This is a genomic window from Streptomyces sp. DSM 116793, assembly GCF_057320905.1.
The window spans coordinates 2,036,639-2,056,182 of sequence record NZ_CM170494.1; the positions used below are offsets into that span (position 1 = coordinate 2,036,639).

Below are 19,544 nucleotides of genomic sequence, written 5' to 3' on the forward strand. Positions count from 1 at the left end.
CCCACGCCCGTCGCCACCCCCTTGCCGCGGCCCGCCCCCGAGGGGGTATGGACATGCCAATCATTACCCCCTACACCTGAGGGAACATCAGCGTGCCCGTGCGCGCGCTCTCCCGCGTTGCCGAGGAGGCCGACGACACGATGAGACACCTCCGAGCACCCCGTATCCCCACTCCCCTCACCCTCGCCGGCGTCCTGGCGGCGGCCGTCACCCTGATGGCCGCGGCCCTGGTCCCCACCGCGGGGGCGGACGCGGCACCCCGGTGGAGCCGGGCCGACGCCATCCGCCACGCGGCCACCGCGCTCATCGGCCACGCCGCGGGCCTGGACCTCACCCATGCCGAGAAGAACACCGTCCGCGATGTGATCGTGGACCGGGACGGCAGCCAGCACGTGCGCTACGACCGGACGTTCCGCGGCCTCCCCGTGCTGGGCGGCGACTTCGTCGTCCATCTGGCCCCGAACGGCACCTACCGGGGCGCCGACCGCGCGGCGTCCGGGGCGGTGTCCGTGCCCTCCGTCACCCCGGCGCTGTCCTCGCGGCGGGCCGCGGACCTGGGTGCCGACGCCCTGCGCGGCGCGCACCGCGGCCAGCGGCTGACCAGCATCGTGAGCAAGCCGGAGCTGGTGGTGGACGCGCTGCACGGCGCGCCGCGGCTGGCCTGGCGGACCAGCGCCGCGGGCAAGGACTCGCTCGGCAACCCGGTCGCCCGGGTGGTGATCACCGATGCGCTGAGCGGCGCCCGGATCGACTCCTGGGACGCGCTGGAGACCGTCACCGGAGACGGCAGGTCGCTCTACGGCGGCACCGTCCCGCTGAACACCACGCAGAGCGGCTCGCAGTACCAACTGTCGGACGCGACCCGCGGCGGCACGTACACGGGCGACGCCCAGAACAAGACCGACGTGTGCATCCTGTCCATCTGCATCAGCCGCGCGCCGGCGGTGCTGTTCACCGACGCCGACAACCACTGGGGCAGCGGCACGGAGTCCGACCGGTCGAGCGCGGCCGTCGACGCCCAGTACGGCACCGACGTCACCTGGGACTACTACAAGAACGTGCACGGCAGGAACGGCATCGCGGGCGACGGCAAGGGCTCGTACAACCGCGTCCACTACGGCAACAAGTACAACAACGCCTTCTGGGACGACTCCTGCTTCTGCATGACCTACGGCGACGGCGACGGCAGCACGTTCGGGCCGCTGGTGGCGCTGGACGTGGCGGGCCACGAGATGTCGCACGGGGTCACCGCGGCCACCGCCGGCCTCACCTACTCGGGCGAGTCCGGCGGGCTGAACGAGGCGACGAGCGACATCTTCGGCACGCTGGTGGAGTTCTACGCGAAGAACCCCGCGGACCCCGGTGACTTCCTGATCGGCGAGAACGTGGTGAGGTCAGGCGCCGGGACGAAGGCGCTGCGGTTCATGGACCAGCCCTCCAAGGACGGCAAGTCGGCGGACTGCTGGGACGCCTCGCTCAAGAACCTGGACGTGCACTACTCGTCCGGGGTGGCGAACCACTTCGCCTACCTGCTCGCCGAGGGCTCCGGGCCCAAGGTGATCGGTGGCGTGCGGAGCGACGGCACCACCTGCGACGGTTCCTCGCTGAACGGGATCGGCACGGACAAGCTGGGCGCGATCTGGTACCGCGCGCTCACGGTCTACATGACCTCGTCCACCGACTACGCGGGCGCCCGCACGGCCACGCTCTCCGCGGCGAAGGACCTGTACGGCGCGGACAGCACCGAGTACAAGGCCGTTGCCGCGGCCTGGACGGCGGTGTCGGTGAAGTAGCCGCCCGAGGCGCCGGGGCGCCGAAGCGGGAGAGGCACCGAAGCCGCATAAGCGGCACGCACACCCGCACTCGGCGTGCCGGCCGGAAGCCCTCGTACTGGAGGTACGTGGGCTTCCGGCCGTTTGCGGCGAGCGTGCGCGCCGACGGAAGACGCGTCGCTGCTGCGGGTCCATTCCGGCCGTCGGCTCGTCGAGGAGCAGGATGCGGGCGTCGTGCACGAGAGCTGCTGCCACACCGACCCGGCGCAGCTGTCCGCCGGAGAGCTGGCCGCTCTTCGCGTTGACTTTGTCCGTCAGTTGCACACGGGCGAGCGCCCGGCGCGCCCGGCTCCAGGCTTCATCGCGGCTCATGCCCTTGAGCCAGCCCACGTAGGCGACGGAAAGGGCGCGCGAGCACAACATCAGACCGGTCAGGAAGACCGAGGGCAACCTGCGTACCGCCGACCAGGGAGGGCAGGACGACGACCACATCGCCGACGAAGACCGCGAGGACGGCGAAGAGCAGGAGCGTGACGGCGAGGACCGTGGGGACGCGGCGAGCCTTGAGCCACAGGATCACGTGCCGCTCCGGCTGCACGCGGCCGTCATGGCCTTCTCGAACCAGGCACTCTGCTCGTCGGCAGGCTCCGCCAAGACCTTCTTGACGATGCTTTGCATCCGGGCTTGACCTCTGATCTTGGACACACGAGACGCTGGATCTTGAGGCTCTGAGAACGGACATCTCGTGTTCACGACGGAGTATCCGCCGGAGTTCAAGGCGGACGCGGTGGCGTTGCGAGTCGCGGCCCGAGGCGACAATCAGGCCGGTCCTCGCCAGGGCCGGTACTGCACACCGATCACGGCGTCAGGTACACCAGCCGGGCGTTCGCCGGAGCCTGCCACAGAGCCCGCGTCCGGTGGTCCGTGAGCGCGATCGGCTCCAGCCCGGACAACGCACTCGCTGAGTCCTGCGACGCCACGTCGCCGGACTGGACAGCAGCAGAGAACCGCGTCTGATACGTGCGGTCTTCCTTGGTCTCGTCCGTCCCCCACAGGACACGCACCACCCAGGTATCACCAGCTCGGGAGGCACAGGCCGGGGAGGACTTGCGGTCCAGCACTCCGAAAAGAACATCGGCGCCCTCCGGGCGGTCGGCCGGGTACTTGGCCAGGAGTCCAGCCACGAGCTTCATGAGCTCCGGCGCGGCGCCGGGCGCAGTCTCCTGAGGGGCGCCGGTTGTTGTCGAGGTGCTGGTGGAGCAGAAAGCCCGGGGGTCCGCCGAAGGGCCGCTGCCCTTGGTGACGTCGAAGTCCGTCACCTTCGCCGACATCAGTGCGCCAGTGGGTGAGCTGTGCCCTGACAGTGCGGTACCCGTGTGGGTGCTCTGCCCGATGTGGCGGGCGCCAGAGCGGTAACCAAATTGCCTGATAGGTACACCTATGATCTCCCCTCAAGATCATGAAGGTGCAACTTCTTGCTGCCTGCTTCCTTTGGGTGACGGGGAGATTACTGGCAGACTCGTTGAGCGCGTGACCAGATATCGGCACAAGGCCGACCTTATGGACGATCGCCTAGCAGACGTACAGAACAGGGGGCCACAGGGGAGCAACGGAGCAAAAGGGACACGGGGTGGCCGGTGAGCGCAACATGACCCACCGGTGTACGCCTTGAGGAAGCCTATCCCCGTGGCCACCCTGCGCGGGCGACCGTCGCCGCTCCTCCAGGGATTCGACGCAATCTCCTTACCCGTCATCCGCCTCACGCCGTTGCTGTTCGGGCCGCCGGCGCGGCACCTGACACTTGCACGAGGAAGGCCAGTCCATGACCACCGCAGTCCATCAGCATGCCCAGGAACTGCTCGACCAGGGTTACACCCTGGTCCATGGGATCCACTCCGACGAGGAGGCCGCCGAGGCACTCTCCCCGTTCGGCGACCTGATGCCCCAGTACGACGGGCAGTTGCGCTACCAGGTGAAGGCGGCCCCGGGCTTCGAGGACCGCCGCTACTCCAAGAGCACGAACACCATTCTCGTCCACACCGAGGCCCCGGGCTGGGCGCCGCCGCCGCGCTATCTGGCCCTGCACTGCCGGGTTCAGGCGAAGTGCGGGAGCGGACACACCGAACTCGCCGATGCGCGGGAGCTCCTGGCCGGGCTGGACACCACCGCGTCCCGGGCCGCCCGGGAGAGACACGTCGACTGGCTCGGGCACAACACCGGCGGGACCGGCACGCAAGGGGTGCGCCGGCCCATGGTGGAACAGGACTCCGGTGGCCGGGAGATCATCCGCTTCAGCTACAACCTGCTCACGGCCGGCCACTACGACCCTCCGGTTGACGCCGATCCCGACCCCGAGACCCTGCCCCTCGGCCGACTCGGCCTCGAACTGGCGCACAAGGCAGAGGAGTTCTTCCGAGAGCACAAGGTATCCGTCCTCATCCCGGAGGAGTCCCTCTTCATCTGGGACAACCAGCGCATGTTGCACGCCCGCTCCGAGTATCAGGACGTGCGGCGTCACCTGACCCGCTACTGGCTCTCCGAGCGGGTCTGACCACTCCTCCCCTCCACTCATGAAGGACCTGATGAACGGCGACTCCGCCCTGTCCACCGAAGAGCCGATCCCCGAGCTGCCCGACGGCATCCCGACCTACGATCCCGACGACCCCGTGGAGAATGCCGTCATACGGCGCCTCGTGGGCAACTGGCACCGCCGGGCCACGGTCAAACGCGAAGAGCCCGATCTTGACGACCTGTTCGATCCGGAGCTGGCGGACTATCCCGAACGGGTCCTCCCCTTCCACGACCACCCGACATGGCAGGCGCTCTCCCCCGAGAAACGCTCGGAAGTGCTGAGCTGGGCCTGGATCGCCTACAATCGGCACACGGTGATGGCCGAGCAGAAGGTGGCCAACCCGGCCTTCGCCCTGGTCATGGAGGGCGAGTATCCCGCGCTTCAGGGTGAGGCGCTCAACCTGTCACTGGCGCAGGCCATGGTCGATGAGCAGTACCACACCCTGATGCACCTCAATGCCAGCGCGGTGACCCGCCGTAGGCGCGGCATGGCCATGCCCGACCACGAACTGCCTCTGTCGCACACGGCACGCGTGCACCAGCGGCTGCGGGAGGGCGCGAGCGAGCGGTGGCAGCGATCGCTGACCACCCTGGCGTTCGCGACCGTCTCCGAGATCTCCATCAACGCCTATCTGGACCTCCTCGCCGACGACAAGGACATCCAAGTCATCAACAGCGCGACGGCGAAGCTGCACAACCGCGACGAGTACTGCCACGCCTCGATTTCCGCCGTACTGGCCGAGATGGTCTACGACAAGCTTGATGCCCGGCAGCGTAGGTTCTTCCTGGACATGCTGGTGGCGGGCCTGGAGGCGTTCGTCGCCAACGACTACACCACCTGGGAACGGATCATGGACCTCACCGGCATCCCCGGGGGCCGGCAGATGCTGAGGGACTGTCAGGCCGACAGCGGCCGCAAGCGGCTGGTGCGCGAGTACACAGGGCTGCACAGCTTGGTCGAGCAGCTGGGTGTGACCGAGCAGGTCGACTTCGACTGGTCCCGTTCCCACATCGCCAGCGCCTGATTCGTAAAGAGATGGCGTCCACGGTCAAGAGGGCTCTGCCGCCATCGATGTGCAAGAACACTGGGGCCGCCGTCAGGCGGACGGGTTACCGACCCGCCCGCTCGCCACGCTGCGCGGGTCCCCACCGACAGACCTGAGGTTCCTCCCGGATGAAAACTTTCTCCCACGAACGCCTGGCAGACCTGGCCCGCAGCCGCGGGCTGCCGGAGGACTACCTGCGCGACCTGCGGGTCGTGTCCTCCGTCCTGCCCTTCAAGGTCAACGAGTACGTCGCCGACGAGTTGATCGACTGGTCGGCGGCGCCCGACGACCCGGTCTTCCGGCTCACGTTCCCGCACCGGGACATGCTGCCCCCGGAGACCTACGACACCATCGCGGGCCTGCTGGACGCCGGCGCCCCGCGCGAGGTGGTGCGCAAGGCGGCTGCCGACGCCCAGACACTACTCAACCCACACCCCGGTGACCAGTTGGAGGCCAATGTCCCGACGCTCGACGGGCGTCGGCTTCACGGGTTACAGCACAAATACGCGGAAACGGTTCTGGTCTTTCCGTCACAGGGACAGACCTGCCACTCCTACTGCGGCTACTGCTTCCGGTGGGCCCAGTTCGTGGGCGTCGCCGAACTCCGGCAGGCCCTGCGCGATCCCGCCGACCTGACCGGCTACGTCGCCACGCAGCCCAGGGTCACCGACGTGCTGTTCACCGGCGGCGACCCCATGATCATGAAGACGGCGGTGCTGCGCCGCTGGGTCGACCCTCTGCTCGATCCCGCCATGGAACAGGTGCGGACTCTGCGGTTCGGCACCAAGTCCCTCGCCTACTGGCCCGATCGTTTCGTCGGGGACGCCGACGCCGACGAGCTGCTGCGACTGTTCGAGAACAGCATCGCGGCCGGCCGCCATGTCACGGTCATGGCGCACTTCTCCCACCCCAGGGAGCTCGAGGGCACCCTGGTCCGTCGCGCCATCGCCCGGATCCGGGCCACCGGTGCGGTGATCCGCGCCCAGGCCCCGCTGATCGCCCACGTCAACGACGACCCCGCCGTATGGGCACACATGTGGCAACGACAGGTCGAACTGGGCGTCGTGCCTTACTACATGTTCGTGGAACGTGACACAGGCGCCCGCAGCTACTTCGGCGTGCCACTGGCCCGGGCACTGGACATCTACACCGATGCCGTGCGCGGCGTCTCCGGTCTGGCCCGCAGCGCACGAGGCCCGGTGATGTCGGCCGCGCCCGGCAAGGTCGTGGTCGACGGCGTGGCTACCGTCGCCGGGGAACGCGTCTTCTCACTGCGCATGCTGCAAGCCCGCGACCCCGAGCTCGTCGGCCGGCACTTCTTCGCCGCGTACGACCCTGCCGCGGAGTGGCTGGACCACCTCCGGCCTGCGCTCGGCTCGTGGTTCCCCGAGAGCTCCCGCCCGTCCCTCCCGCTGATACCGGCGGGTGCCCGGTGAAGGTCACCGCGCACGAGATCAGCATCACGCAGCGCCATCTGTGGCGCTCCGCCCGCGAGGCGATCCCCGTGCAGCGCGCGCTGATCCTCGAGGTGAAACAGGACGGCATCAGCGGCTTCGGCGAAGCCTCTGCCTTCATGACCGACCACTACAACTCCGACCTCGACCGGATGCACACCGACCTGCGCCAGCTCGCCCCGGTGCTGCGCGAACTGACCCCCGACGACCCGTTCGCGGTCTGGAAGACCCTCGCCGCGCAGCTGCCCGAGTCGCCGTTCCTGCTGGCCGCGCTGGACACCGCGGTGCACGATCTGCGGGCCAGACTGCTCGGCGTACCGCTGTGGCAGGCCCTCGGTCTGGCGGCGCCGACGGGCGCACGCTCCAGCTACAGCATAGGCCTGGACGACAAAGAGATGATGGTCGTCAAGCTGCGCGAGCGGCTCGGCTGGTCTGCCTACAAGGTCAAACTCGCCGACCCCAGTGACCTGTCGGTCCTGGCCGAACTGCGCCGTCACACCGACGCGCCGTTCTACGTGGACGGCAACTGCGGCTGGGCTGGCGCCGACACGCTCGCCGCCCTGGACGGCATGCGGGAACTGGGTGTCGCTCTCATCGAACAGCCCTTCCCGCGCTCCGCCTGGCGGGACGCTGAGGTGCTCAAGGAGGCGAGCCCGGTGCCAGTGCTGGCCGACGAGAGCATCACCTCCGTCGCCGACCTGGACGCCTGCGCAACGGCGTTCCACGGCATCAACGTGAAGCCGATGAAGGCGGGCGGCCTGACCCCAGCCCTGGAGCTGCTGCGCAGCGCCCGGGAACGCGGGCTGATCACCATGCTGGGCTGCATGCCGGAGTCGGCGGCGGGCCTCACCGCCACCGTTCATCTCGCCTCTCTCGCCGACCACTTGGACGTCGACTCGGTCGCACTGAACGCGGTCGATACCGGACACGGCCTCGCGGTTGACGAGGCCGGCCGGGTCACGCTGCCCGACCGGCCGGGCTCAGGCTTCCTGCCCGACCCGCACGAACGCGGCTGGCGGGTGCGGCCGGTAGCCGTGGAGGAGGTCCGGCCGCTCCGGCATCGGGTGCTGCGGGCCGGCGAGTCCGTCGAGAACGCCCACTACCAACAGGACGACCACCCCGCTGCCCGACACCTCGCCGCGCTGGACGTCGGGCGTCTGACGGGCGCCTGTTCCCTGCTGCCCGAGGACCCGCCGACCGAGCGCCCCATACCCGGTCTCGGCCCCGGCACCGGCCGCCGGCTGCGCGGCATGGCCGTCCTCGAGGAGGCCCGCGGCACGGGCCTGGGCAGCGCGCTGCTGCGCACCGCACTCACCCACGCCGTGCTGGACGGCGCAGGTGCCGTGTGGGGCACCGCCCGCGCCGAAGCGGCCGGCTTCTTCCAACAGCACGGGTTCCGGACCGTCGGCGACATGTTCGAGCGGCCCGGTCTCGGACCTCACCTGCTCATGTACTGGAGCCCGGAATGACCACGAACACCCTCACGCGGGCGCTGATCGAGGAGCGGGCGGCGCGGACCCTCGCGACCGCCGCACTCACCGCGGCCGACGTTCCCCACAGCGACGCCGAGCAGGTGGCTGACGCCCTGGTCGATACGTCCCTGCGGGGTATCGATACGCACGGTCTGCGCCTGCTCGGGCAGTACCTCGACGAGCTGTCGAGCGGCGTGGCCAACGCCCGGGCCCGCATCACCGTCGTCCGGGACAAGGGAGCCGGACTGCTGCTGGATGCCGACGGTGCCCTCGGTGTCCTGGCGGGCCTCGCCGCCGCCCGGCACGCGGCCGAGCGGGCGGCGCGCTTCGGCGTCGCGGCGGTCGGCGTGTGCTCCTCCAACCACTTCGGGGCGGCTTCCGTCTACACCCGGCGGCTCGCGCGTGTCGGTCTGGTGGGCCTAGCGGTGACCTCCGCGGCCTCCCGGACGGCCCCGTTCGGAGGTGTCGATCCCCTGTTCGGCACCAATCCGATCAGTGTGGCGGCCGGCTCCGACGAGCGGGAGTTCGCCCTCGACATGGCGACCAGCCAGGTCTGCTTCGGCGAGATCAAGCAGCGCCGGACGGAGGGTCGACAGCTCGACCGGGGCTGGGCCACAGACGTCACGGGGCAGCCCACCGAGGATCCGGAGGCGGCGCACGCCCTGTCGCCGCTCGGCGGGTACAAGGGACAAGGGCTCGCGATGGCGGTCACCCTGCTGGGGGCAGTCCTGACCGGCATGCCGCCGGACTGGCGGCTGTCCCAGGTGGGCGCGGGCACTCCGGGGCGGAACCGGCAGGTGGGCCACTTCGTGTTGGCGATCGATCCCGCCGCGTTCGCCGGCGAGGAACAGTTCACCGCTGGCTTGGCCGAGCTGCTGGACACCGTACGCACGGCGCCCCGGGCCGGCGAGGAGGCCGTGCTCGCGCCCGGCGATCCCCAGCGCGCGCACGAACACCAGCGGCGGGCGGCGGGAATCCCGCTGGACGCCGGCACCGCGGGACGGCTGGCCGAACTGGCCGACCGCCTCGGTGTGCCCGGTCCGGTCATCGGTCCGGGGCGGGAGGGGGCGTCCGTACTGTGACCCTCCTCCTGATCAGTCCCCGTCACTCCCACCTGCCGTTCGCCCGCTGGCTGCCCGAACTGGCCGGGCGCATGGTCGCCGTGGCGCCCGCCTCGGCACGGCTGGGCGACGGCTTCCGCGAGGTATGCACGGTCCCGGAGTACGCCGACGACGAGGCGGTCCTGGCAGCGGCTCGCGACCTCGTGGCGCGGCACCGGCCTACGACGCTGGTCGCACTCGCGGAGTCCGACCTCTTCCGCGCGGCCGCGCTGCGCGCCGAGTTCGGCATGCCGGGCTTCGACCCGCCGGCAGCCGCCGCGTACCGCGACAAGATCCTCATGAAGGAGTACGCGCGGGCCGCCGGAGTCCGGGTGCCCGACTTCGCGCCCGTGCACCAGCTCTCCGACATCACCGACTTCCTCGCCATGCACGGCGGACCGGTCGTTGTCAAGCCGCGGGGCGCGTCGGGAGCCACCGGCGTGCACGTGGTGGAGACCCCGGCCCAGGCATCTGCGCTGAGCGCCGAGGCGCTCGCCTCGACCCCGTACGAGGTGGAGAAGTTCGTCGAGGGCCAGCTCCACCACGTGGACGCCTTCCGGGTGGCCGGCACCCCGGTGGCCGCGGTGGCCTCCCGCTACACCACGCCCGGCTGTCTGTCGCACTGGTCCGACAGCCCGCACGGCTCGCGCACGCTGCCGCCGGACGATCCGCTGCGACCGCGGCTGATCGCCGAGACATGGCGGCTGATCGAGGCCCTTCCCTCCCCGCCCACGGTGTGCGTGCACGCCGAGTTCTTCGTGACCCCCGACGGACAGGTGGTGCTCTGCGAGGTGGCCGGTCGCGTGGCCGGCGGCACCATCCCGGTCATGCTGCGGCACGTCCTCGGCATCGACCCCCGCGAGCTGTGGGCCCGGGTGGAGTGCGGCCTGCCCAACGACCTGGACGCCGTGCGCGCGCACACCGCCGCTGCTCCACTCGCCGCGTGCTGTGGGCTGCCACCGTTGCGGGGACGGATCCGCCGCGCTCCCCAAGCCGTCGCGGGGGCACTGGACTTCACGGTCCACAGCTCGGTTGGGGAGGACTGGGGCGGTGACCGGTACGCCCGACGCAAGTCAGGTGACTTCGTGGCGAGCTGGGTGGTCACCGCAGAGGACGACGACCGTCTGACAGCCGCGTTGGAATCGACCGTGACGCTGGCCACCGCCGGTCTCGCGTGGGAGCTGGAAGCCGTGACCGGAGCCGCCCGATGAACGACATCACGACGACCGTACGGCCGCAGCAACCGCCGGCCGAGGCATCCGGGTCGGCCCAGCCCGCGCTGGAGGGACACCTCCTCCCGCCCGGCACCCGGCCGACCGCTGGTGACTTCCCCGCCCTCCATCGCCCCGGCGTGATCTGGGAGGACGTCCGCTGGTGGCGCTTCACAGAGCGGACCGACCTGCACGAGGTGCGCTACCTACGGGTGTGCGACGGCGGTCGCACCGTCGCCCTGGCTCCGCTGCTGCTGACCCGCAAGAGCGGCGGACTGCTGTTCTACGACCCGCCCCGGGTGATCGGGACAGTGGGCTCGATGGCCGAACCCGATCTCCTGGACCCGGCCGACCAGGGGCGCTGGAACGACTTGGTTGCGGCCTTGCCGCAGGCACGCCTCGATCAGTACCCCTCCCTCACGCTCGGTGTCTTCGGCTCTCATCACGGAGTCGTCCACGCCACCGACCGCACTCCCGCCCAGCGGGCCGCCGTGATGGCCGCCCTGCCCGTGCTGCTCGGCCGGGCCGCGGCCGAGCTCGGCTGCCGCAGCAGTGCTCTGATGTACGTCGGAGAGCCATACGCCCAGGCGGTGGACGACGTGGCGCGGCAGAGCGGATTCCAGGCAGTGCTGCTGGGGGCCGAGGGAGTACAGCACCTGCCCGATGCCACCGACTGGGACGGCTACCTGGCTGGCCTCGGCAGCCACCGCCGCCAGCGGATCTGCAAGGAGGTGAAGCGCTACGAGGCGGCCGGCTGGCGCACCGTCGTGCGGTCCGGCCCCGATGCCCTGGATGACGAAGTGGTGGCGCTGCAGGTGGCCCACCGCGCCAAGTACGGCCTGCCGGGCGGCGACGACCGGGTGCGGCGCGACTTCGACGCCGTCCGTGCCGAGCTGGGCGAGAGCTGTCTCGTGCTGGGCAGCGAGCGCGACGGGCGGCTCGGCGGCTTCGTGCTCTACTTCCGGGCCGGTGACGCGCTGTTCGCCCGTACGGCCGGCTTCTCCCCCGACGCCGACGGATGCTACCTGGCCCTCACCTACCACGAGACGGCCCGCTGGGCGCTGGCCCGCGGCGTCCGCCGTGTCCACTACGGCCTGGCCGCCTACCAGGCCAAGTACGCCAGGGGCTGTGAACTCCAGCCACGCTGGGGCTGGTTCTCCTTCTCCCACCAGAACACGGACGTCTACCGGCATCTCGCCGACCTGCAGTCCCTCAGCATCGAACGGCGGCTCGCGTCGGTGGGTGCGCCCGCCGTCCCCGTCGCCTCGCTGGCCGCCGCACGCGGCACAAGTCCCTCTCCCACTCCGTCCCAGGGAGCCCCTTCATGCAGCTGACACCGACCAGCACCATCTGGATGAACGGCGAGTTCGTCCCCTGGGAGGAGGCACAGGTCCACGTCCTGACGCCGAGCCTGCACTACGGATGGGGCGTCTACGAGGGCATCCGGGCCTACGCGACGGCGGACGGGCCGGCCGTCTTCCGGCTGCGCGAGCACCTCAAGCGGCTGGTGGACTCGGCCCGGGTCTACCTGATGGACCTGGGGTACACCGTCGACCGGCTGACCGAGGCCTCACTCGAACTTCTGCGCCGCACCGGCTTGGAATCCGGCTATCTGCGCCCCATCGTCTACCTCGGTTACGGCACCATGGGCATCACGCCCGACCTGGACAGCGTCCGCACCAGCATCGCGGCCTGGTCCTGGGGCTCGTACCTGGGCGAGAAGGCGGAGCAGGAGGGGTGCCGGCTGGCCGTCAGCAGTTGGCAGCGCAACAGCGCCAACTCCCTCCCGCCGCTGGCCAAGTCCACCGGCGCCTGCGTCAACTCCTCGCTCGCCAAGGTGGCCGCTCTGCGGGCCGGCTACGACGACGCGCTGATGCTCACGCCCAGTGGGCACGTGTCGGAGGCCTCTGCGGCCAACCTTTTCATCGTCCGGGACGGTGTTCTGCACACCCCTCCGGTCAGTGACTACATCCTCCCCGGCATCACCCGCGACACGATCATCACGCTCGCCCGCGACCAGGGGCTCACCGTTGAGGAGCGGAGCCTGACGCGCGGTGAGATCTACGTGGCGGATGAGGCGTTCCTGACGGGCACCGCCCTGGAGCTCGTCCCCGTCGCGTCGGTGGACGACCGGTCGCTCGCGTCGGCGGGCTGCGGGCCGGTCACCAAGCAGTTGCGCGATGCGTTCCAGGACGTGGTGCATGGCCGGGACGAGCACTACCGGAACTGGCTGTCGTATGTCCGGTAACGCACGTCCGGCCGGTTCTGGAACGCCACGCAGGGCGGCCGGCCGCGTGGCCGCCCTGCTGCTGCCCCCCGGCCGGGCCGGCCGGACCCTGGTGGCCGGGTCCTTCGTGGACGCGCTCGGTACGGGCATGTTCATGAGCTCCGCCACGCTGTACTTCGTCGGCGTGGTGGGGCTCGCGGCCGACCGCATCGCCTGGGCGTCCACGCTCGCCGGCGCCCTGGCCCTGCTCGCCCCGGTACCCCTGGGCCGACTCGCGGACCGGCTCGGCTCCGGCCGGTTCTACATCGCGCTGCTGGTGCTGCGCGGCCTGGGCTACGGCTGCTACGCCTTCACCACCCAGTTCGCCCCCTACCTAGTACTCACCGTGGCGCTGACCGCGCTCGACCGGGCCAGCACCCCCATCCAGCAGGCCGTCGTCACCACGCTGGTCGACGGGCACGACGGCACCCGCACGATGGCCTCCATCCGCGCCGTGCGGAACATCGGTTTCACTGTGGGGATCCTGCTCGCCGGCGGTGTCTTCGCAGCCGACAGCCGGGCGGCGTTCGTCGCCCTGTTCCTCGGCAACGGGCTGTCGTTCCTCGTGATCGCGCTCACCGTGCGGATCGCGGTGAACCGCGCCAGCGGTCGGACCTCGCTGCCCCCCGCGCCCAGGCCGCCGGGACCTGGATCCGCCGTCGAGGAGCAATCGGCACCGGCGGTGCGGTCCCCGTTCCGCGACGGCTGGTTCATGCTGTTCACCCTGGCCAACGGCGTTCTGTCGCTCTACGACACCGTGCTGCTCGTACTGCTGCCGATCTGGGTGATGAAGTACACCGAGATCCCCTCCGCCTGGGTCCCGCTCCTTATGGTCGTCAACACCGTATTGACCGTGGGTCTCCAGGTCCTGATCGCGCGCCATGTGGACGAACCAGCAGCCGCGGCGCGGTTCCTGGTGGCGTCCGGTGCGCTCCTCGCGGTGAGCTGTGGATTCTTCGCCCTTGCGCAGGCCGCGCCCGGCGCGATCGTCGCGGGTGTCCTGGCGCTGGCGGCGACCGTCGTGCTCACGGTTGCGGAGAACCTCCAGTCGGTGGCCGCCTGGGAGCTGTCCGCGGTGCTGGCCCCGAAGGCCGCCCGGGCCCGCTATCTCGGTGCGTTCAGTCTCGCCCTCACCGGCCAGAAGGTGATCGGCCCCAGCCTGCTGGTGATCGTCCTACTGCCGGCCGGGCTGCTCGGCTGGCCAGTCCTCGCCGCCGCGTTCGGAACCGCGGCCGCGGTGTCGCGCACGGCGGTGCGCCACGCCCTGGCCGTCCGGGCCGGCACCACTCCGGCCGCGGCCCCGTCCCCCGTCGCCGAAAGTTCGGTGAGTCCCACATGAACGACCTCGCTCCTGCGACCCCGACCCTCGGCACGCCACCGCGTGCCCCATCCGGGACGCTTCTCAACCTGGAGGACTTCCGGCGGGCGGCGCGGACGGTGGTACCCGCACCGGTCTTCGACTACCTGGAGGGCGGGGCCGCCGACGAGCACACCGTGGCCTGGAACGAGCGCGCGTACCGGCGCACCGCGCTGGCCCCTCAGGTCCTGACCGGCCACACGCGGGTGGAGACGCGTTGCTCGTTGTTCGGCGCCGCGCTGGACTCACCGATCCTGCTCGCTCCCACGGCCGCGCACGGGCTGTTTCATCCCGACGGTGAGATCGCCACGGCGCGGGGCGCGGCCGAGGCCGACACGTTGATGACGCTGAGCACCTTCTCGTCCCGGACCATCGAGGAGGTGGGCGCGGCAGCGCGCGGACCGTGGTGGTTCCAGCTGTACGTGCAGCGGGACCGCGGTCTCACCGCGGACCTGGTGCGACGCGCCCGTGCGGCTGGGGCCGGGGCCTGCGTCGTCACGGTTGACACACCCGTCACCGGCTGGCGCGAGCGGGACCTGCGCAACGGTTTCGCGCTGCCCTCGCACGGGCGTCCCGCGAACCTCGCCGAGGCCCCGGCACACGCGGTCTCCGGCAGCGGCATCCACGATCCGCGCATCGATCCCTCGGTGACCTGGGACGACCTGGAGTGGCTTCAGGACGTCGCCGAGTTGCCGGTGCTGGCCAAGGGGGTCCAGCGGGCGGACGACGCCGGGCGGGCCGCCGAGCGTGGCATCGGCGTGTGGGTCTCCAACCATGGTGGTCGCAACCTGGACACCGCCCGGCCGACCCTCGACGTGCTGCCCTCGGTCGCCGCACGGGTGGACGGCCGGGTTCCCGTCGTCCTGGACGGCGGGATACGCCGGGGCACGGATGTGGTCAAGGCGATCTCCCTCGGTGCCACGGCCGTCGCGGTTGGCCGCCCGTACGTGTGGGGCCTCGCCGTCGGAGGGCGGGAAGGGGTGCGGGACGTGATGCGGGCGCTGCGCAGGGAGACGGAGCTCGCCATGGCCTTGACGGGGGCCGCGCGCCTCGCCGATCTCACACCTGACCTCCTCGTGCCTCACCCACCGGCGTAGAGCGCGGCCACCGCGTCGCGAAGCTGCGCCGTGGGCCGGGCGACTGCGCAGCGGCCGCCCAGCTCCACGTGGGTCTCGTCCACCGGCCGGGTGCGGATGACGGCGCGGTGGCGGCCGTGCAGCACCTCCAGGCCGCGGCCCAGCTTCTGGGTCAGCAGCATGGAGGCGCTTCCGCACGCCTCGTCCTCGCCCTTGCCGATCCGGGGCGCCCACAACCGGGCGCGCACGCGACCGGCCCTTTCGTCCTCCCAGGCCCACACCTGAGTGAAGTCCTCGCCGTCCGGCAGACCGGTCAGGGCGTCGATCTCAGCCGCGTCGGCCATCCGGTAGTGGCGCCAGGGCTTCGACCAAGCTGCGGGTGCGGTCAGCCAGACCGTGCCATCGGTGTCCCTGCGGCACGGAACCGGCCCTGCGTCGGGCATGAGCTCCCGCGGGGTGCTGCCGATGCTGTGCAGCGCCTCGACGGTGGCCAGCAGGGGGTGGCCACCGAAGCGGATCGGCTGACCGTAGGAGCTATGGATGCTGATGCGGCCCCGGTTGGTGTCCCTGATGAACACGGTGGCCGGGATACCCAACCGAGTGGCCAGCTCCTGACGCTGCGCGGCAGTGACCGAAGCCCCTTCCGGTTCGGCCACCACCAGGGCCGGGTTGCCGTGTGCGCCCTCGGCGTTCACGAACGCCCTCACCATCCAGCAGTCAGTCATGGCCCGACCGTATCGGCTTCCAGTAGTACTTGGTCAAGTTGGTAGGAGGTGTGGTGTATTGCGGCGACAGGTGAGGCAGAAGCCGTTCAGAACGAAGAAGTAACCGCAGTTCACGGGCGACTTGGCGGTTCACCGACGACATGCCGGGGCATCTCCGGAATTTGCGCCATCGAGATGATGCCACTGTTCCGGGCTGGCGGCCTTGGTGTCTCTCATGACAGGCAGAAGTCAGCGGGGACTGCTGATGGGCCGGATGGACACTGCACCCCCTCCTCCGCGCTCGTGCCTCGGTGAGTCGGTGTTGGTCTTGAGAACCATCCGGGGTGGCGCCCGGGCCGTGTGCTGAGGTTTCGGCGGCCTGCCGGAGGTGGGTCTCATACTCCAGCAGTGGTTCGTGTCCTGAGCTGGTCGTTGTTTCGTCGTCGTTAGGCATCGTCAACGGAGAGGCCACCAGAGCGGGTGCCCAACCGTGGAATTCCGACGGTGGATGCGTTTCTCCGGCTCTGTAGTAGAAGACCGTCAGCAGAAGGACCAACGGAGCCGCCCAGAGCACTCCGCCGGAACGTAAGCCGGTGGCAGTTTTCATTGAATGTCCTTCGGAAGACGCAGCGCGAACCCGGTGTAGGGCTAGCTTCCGTAAGGGCGTGTCTCCTTGGCCGTGCGGAGGGCCGTGGCCCACCACACGAGCTGGTCCACCATGCGCTGGGCGGCGGCGTCCGCCGCGGCCGGGTCGCGGTGGCGGCCCTCCTCGTCGAAGTGGCTGCCCGCGTTGTGGAACGAGACCGTGTCGCGGACCGTGACGGCGTGCAGCTCCGCGAAGACCTGCCGCAGGTGCTCGACGGCGCGCAGCCCGCCGGACACGCCCCCGTAGGAGACCAGCGCGACCGGCTTGGCCTGCCATTCCGAGTAGTGCCAGTCGATGAGGCTCTTCAGGGCGGCGGGATAGGAGTGGTTGTACTCGGGGGTCAGCACGATGAACGCGTCGGCGCCGGCCAGCTTCGGGGAGACCTTGGCGAGTTCCGCCGACACCTGCGGGGTGGGCCGGGAGGACAGCGCCGTGGGGAGGTCGGCCGCGGCCAGGTCGACCACGTCGACGTCGAGGTCGGCGCGGTCGCGCAGCCGGGACAGCAGCCAGTCGGCGACCACGGGGCCGAACCGCCCGTCGCGGTTGCTGCCGATGACGACGGCGACCCGGACGGGGGTGGGCGGGACGGACGATGAGGCGGACGTCGCGGTGGCGGACGTGGACGTCACGGTGGCAGTGGTGGTCATGCGGAAGAGCATTCAACTTGAAGTAAGGTTCAGGTCAAGCCGCGTCCGGGAGTACATTGGCGGGATGTCGACGCACCTCGCACCGAACGCCAAGGAGATCACCGTGGGCGAGCTGGCCGAGCGCAGCGGCGTCGCCCCCTCGGCCCTGCGGTTCTACGAGCGCGAAGGCCTCATCCACAGCCGCCGCACTTCCGGCAACCAGCGCCGCTACAGCCGTGACACCCTGCGCCGGGTCGCCTTCATCCGCACCTCGCAGCGGCTCGGCATCTCCCTCGCCGCGATCCGCGAGGTGCTGGGCCTGCTGCCGGACGACCGGACGCCCACCCGGGAGGACTGGGCCCGGATCTCCGAGTGCTGGCGCGCCGACCTCGACGCCCGGATCCGGACGCTCCAGCGGCTCCGCGACAACCTCACCGAGTGCATCGGCTGCGGCTGCCTCTCCCTGGACCGCTGCGCCCTGTCCAACCCGTACGACGAGCTCTCCGCCCACGGCCCCGGCCCGCGCCGACTGATCGAGGAGTAGGCGGGCCGACCGAGGGCGGACCCGGCCGGCCGGGGACCGACACGGCCGACCGAGGACACACTCGGCCGATCGAGGACCGACACCGCCGACCGGAGGCGAACCCGACCGGCCGGGGACCGACGCCGCCGACCGAGGACACACTCGGCCGATCGACGACCGGCGTGGCGGACGAGGGTGCGGGTCACCCGTTCACACGCGTGCCGGGTCCCTTCGGGTTGCGCCCGCCGGAGCACGGGTGACCTGCGAGAACGTACCTGGCGCGGCGTCAGGCCCCGGGCGGCCGCGGGCCTTTTGGCGGCACCCGGGAGGCGGCCGCGGCCGACTGGCACTTACCTCGGTAGGGCAGGGGCGCGACCGACGCGGCGGCACCTCGGGGGTGCCGCGGGCCGCGCCCATACGGGAGGAGCACGCACATGCGCACAGCACGCCTGCTGACCGGTTCCGTCCTGGCCGCCGCCGTCACCGGTCTCACCGCGGCGCCCGCCACCGCCGCCGGCTCCGACACCCTGGAGGTGTCGCCCCTGAGCGCCGCGCCGGGGGCCACGGTCACGGTGCACACCGCGGCGTGCGGAGCGGACGGGACGGCGACGGGTGACGCCGGCGCGGTCGGCGCGGGCACCTTCACGCTGGCGCCGGGCGCGGGGCGGCAGACGGGCCGGTTCACAGTGCCGCGCACGGCGCAGCCCGGCACCTACGAGATCGTCGCGACCTGCCAGAACCGCACCCGGGTCAGCGGCGACCTGGCGATCTCCCTGGCGGCGGCCCAGCGCGGGCCGCAGCCCCAAGGCCATGTGGCCACGGGCCTCGGCGGCGCGCTGGGCCCCGACCCGGTGCGCACCGCGGGGGGCATCGCGGCCCTCGGCGTGGCGGCCGCGGGCGGCACCTGGCTGCTGCACCGCCGGGTGCGCGGCGACGCGCTCTGACGCGGGCCGGGTGAGCGGCGTGGCCAGGACCGGCACCGCAGTCATATCCGTGGTCAGCGTGACCGCCCTCGGCACGGGGGTCTGGCTGCTGGGCAGCGGCGCACAAGGGCATCCGCCACCGCAGCCGCCGGCGGCCGAGGCCCCCTCGTCCCCGGCGCCCCCGGGCGGGTCACCCGCCGCCCGCTCGCCCGGCCGCGAGGCGTCCTCCGGCGCCGCCGCGCCGCTCGCGCCCGCCCCGCCGGAGCGGATACGCATCCCCGCGATCGGCGTGGACGCCCCGCTGACGGGCCTCGGCCTCACCCGCCACGGAAGCCTGGCCGTGCCGCCGCCGCAGCGGAAGAACCTCGCCGGCTGGTACCGGGACGGCACCCCGCCCGGCGCCACCGGCACCGCCGTCATAGCCGGGCACGTGGACAACGCGGAAGGCCCCGCCGTCTTCTACCGCCTGGGCGCGCTCCGCAGGGGCAGCACCGTCGAGGTGGCACGGCGGGACGGCGTCCTGGCGCTGTTCACGGTCGACGCGGTGGCGGTCTACGACGCGCGCGACTTCCCGGACGAGAAGGTGTACGGGCCGGCGCCGCGCCCCGAACTGCACGTGATCACCTGTGGCGGCGCCTACTCCGAGCGGACCGGCTACCGCGGCAACGTCGTCGTCTTCGCCCACCTCACGGGGGCGCGCGTGGGCGGCGCCCGGCTGACCGGGTCACGGCCGGGCGGCGGGCGGGGTGCGGGGACGGTTGTGGGGCGGGCGGGGCGCGGGCGTCTGTGAGGAGGCC

The 19,544-nt window shown here is 71.2% G+C and carries 18 protein-coding genes and 1 pseudogene; 14 read left to right on the forward strand and 5 right to left on the reverse strand.

Going from position 1 to position 19,544, the window contains the following annotated elements; genetic code table 11:
- The first annotated feature begins 140 nt into the window (after positions 1 to 140).
- On the forward strand, positions 141 to 1,793 hold the full coding sequence (locus tag ACSMXW_RS08505) for a M4 family metallopeptidase (RefSeq protein ID WP_485804867.1): 1,653 nt from the start codon (positions 141 to 143) through the stop codon (positions 1,791 to 1,793).
- Positions 1,794 to 1,937: 144 nt separating this feature from the next.
- Here the strand turns inward: ACSMXW_RS08505 and ACSMXW_RS08510 are convergent.
- From ACSMXW_RS08510 to ACSMXW_RS08520, 3 genes and pseudogenes are all read right to left on the reverse strand, one after another.
- Positions 1,938 to 2,171: pseudogene (locus tag ACSMXW_RS08510) on the reverse strand (ATP-binding cassette domain-containing protein); the annotation flags it as partial.
- Positions 2,131 to 2,352 carry a hypothetical protein gene (locus tag ACSMXW_RS08515; RefSeq protein WP_485804869.1) on the reverse strand — a complete coding sequence of 74 codons (222 nt, stop codon included), beginning with the start codon at positions 2,350 to 2,352 and terminating at the stop codon, positions 2,131 to 2,133. The gene ACSMXW_RS08515 and the pseudogene ACSMXW_RS08510, both read right to left, overlap by 41 nt.
- A 277-nt stretch (positions 2,353 to 2,629) precedes the next feature.
- The gene (locus tag ACSMXW_RS08520; protein ID WP_485804871.1) at positions 2,630 to 3,103 is read right to left on the reverse strand and encodes a hypothetical protein; all 474 of its coding nucleotides are present in this window, start codon (positions 3,101 to 3,103) and stop codon (positions 2,630 to 2,632) included.
- A 491-nt stretch (positions 3,104 to 3,594) separates the two neighbouring features.
- Between ACSMXW_RS08520 and ACSMXW_RS08525 the strand changes: the two genes are divergently transcribed.
- From ACSMXW_RS08525 to ACSMXW_RS08570, 10 genes are all read left to right on the forward strand, one after another.
- Positions 3,595 to 4,323 (forward strand): TauD/TfdA family dioxygenase, encoded by a 729-nt coding sequence (locus tag ACSMXW_RS08525; protein WP_485804873.1) that lies wholly within the window; start codon positions 3,595 to 3,597, stop codon positions 4,321 to 4,323.
- 19 nt (positions 4,324 to 4,342) lie between these two features.
- Entirely contained in the window at positions 4,343 to 5,368 is a 1,026-nt protein-coding gene (locus tag ACSMXW_RS08530; protein ID WP_485804875.1) for an AurF N-oxygenase family protein, read from the forward strand.
- Between the two features lie 149 nt (positions 5,369 to 5,517).
- Positions 5,518 to 6,825 (forward strand): KamA family radical SAM protein, encoded by a 1,308-nt coding sequence (locus tag ACSMXW_RS08535; RefSeq protein WP_485804877.1) that lies wholly within the window; start codon positions 5,518 to 5,520, stop codon positions 6,823 to 6,825.
- Positions 6,822 to 8,312 carry a GNAT family N-acetyltransferase gene (locus tag ACSMXW_RS08540; protein ID WP_485804879.1) on the forward strand — a complete coding sequence of 497 codons (1,491 nt, stop codon included), beginning with the start codon at positions 6,822 to 6,824 and terminating at the stop codon, positions 8,310 to 8,312. Before ACSMXW_RS08535 ends, ACSMXW_RS08540 begins: the two co-directional genes overlap by 4 nt.
- Entirely contained in the window at positions 8,309 to 9,397 is a 1,089-nt protein-coding gene (locus ACSMXW_RS08545) for an Ldh family oxidoreductase (protein ID WP_485804881.1), read from the forward strand. Before ACSMXW_RS08540 ends, ACSMXW_RS08545 begins: the two co-directional genes overlap by 4 nt.
- On the forward strand, positions 9,394 to 10,626 hold the full coding sequence (locus ACSMXW_RS08550; RefSeq protein WP_485804883.1) for an ATP-grasp domain-containing protein: 1,233 nt from the start codon (positions 9,394 to 9,396) through the stop codon (positions 10,624 to 10,626). Before ACSMXW_RS08545 ends, ACSMXW_RS08550 begins: the two co-directional genes overlap by 4 nt.
- Complete coding sequence (locus ACSMXW_RS08555; protein ID WP_485804884.1) at positions 10,623 to 11,960, forward strand: GNAT family N-acetyltransferase; 1,338 nt, start codon at positions 10,623 to 10,625, stop codon at positions 11,958 to 11,960. The genes ACSMXW_RS08550 and ACSMXW_RS08555 overlap by 4 nt, the downstream gene beginning before the upstream one ends.
- Complete coding sequence (locus ACSMXW_RS08560; protein ID WP_485804885.1) at positions 11,951 to 12,874, forward strand: branched-chain amino acid transaminase; 924 nt, start codon at positions 11,951 to 11,953, stop codon at positions 12,872 to 12,874. Before ACSMXW_RS08555 ends, ACSMXW_RS08560 begins: the two co-directional genes overlap by 10 nt.
- A gap of 46 nt (positions 12,875 to 12,920) precedes the next feature.
- Positions 12,921 to 14,231, forward strand: a complete 1,311-nt coding sequence (locus tag ACSMXW_RS08565; RefSeq protein ID WP_485804887.1) for an MFS transporter — start codon at positions 12,921 to 12,923, stop codon at positions 14,229 to 14,231.
- Positions 14,228 to 15,346 carry an alpha-hydroxy acid oxidase gene (locus ACSMXW_RS08570; protein ID WP_485804889.1) on the forward strand — a complete coding sequence of 373 codons (1,119 nt, stop codon included), beginning with the start codon at positions 14,228 to 14,230 and terminating at the stop codon, positions 15,344 to 15,346. Before ACSMXW_RS08565 ends, ACSMXW_RS08570 begins: the two co-directional genes overlap by 4 nt.
- Here the strand turns inward: ACSMXW_RS08570 and ACSMXW_RS08575 are convergent.
- Together ACSMXW_RS08575 and ACSMXW_RS08580 are read right to left on the reverse strand one after the other, a co-directional pair.
- The gene (locus tag ACSMXW_RS08575; RefSeq protein ID WP_485804891.1) at positions 15,331 to 16,050 is read right to left on the reverse strand and encodes a PhzF family phenazine biosynthesis protein; all 720 of its coding nucleotides are present in this window, start codon (positions 16,048 to 16,050) and stop codon (positions 15,331 to 15,333) included. The two genes, ACSMXW_RS08570 and ACSMXW_RS08575, sit on opposite strands and share 16 nt — an antisense overlap.
- 627 nt (positions 16,051 to 16,677) lie before the next feature.
- Positions 16,678 to 17,322, reverse strand: a complete 645-nt coding sequence (locus ACSMXW_RS08580; protein ID WP_485804893.1) for an NADPH-dependent FMN reductase — start codon at positions 17,320 to 17,322, stop codon at positions 16,678 to 16,680.
- 64 nt (positions 17,323 to 17,386) lie between these two features.
- On the opposite strand from ACSMXW_RS08580, the gene soxR reads away from it, so the two are divergent.
- The 3 genes from soxR to ACSMXW_RS08595 all read left to right on the forward strand — a co-directional run bounded on the left by soxR (position 17,387) and on the right by ACSMXW_RS08595 (position 19,537).
- Positions 17,387 to 17,845, forward strand: coding sequence for a redox-sensitive transcriptional activator SoxR (gene soxR, locus ACSMXW_RS08585; protein WP_485804895.1), 459 nt, complete (start codon positions 17,387 to 17,389; stop codon positions 17,843 to 17,845).
- 413 nt (positions 17,846 to 18,258) lie between these two features.
- Positions 18,259 to 18,768: a hypothetical protein gene (locus ACSMXW_RS08590; protein ID WP_485804897.1), complete on the forward strand. Its 510-nt coding sequence runs from the start codon at positions 18,259 to 18,261 to the stop codon at positions 18,766 to 18,768.
- Positions 18,769 to 18,787: 19 nt separating this feature from the next.
- Complete coding sequence (locus ACSMXW_RS08595; protein ID WP_485804899.1) at positions 18,788 to 19,537, forward strand: class F sortase; 750 nt, start codon at positions 18,788 to 18,790, stop codon at positions 19,535 to 19,537.
- The last annotated feature ends 7 nt before the right edge of the window (positions 19,538 to 19,544 follow it).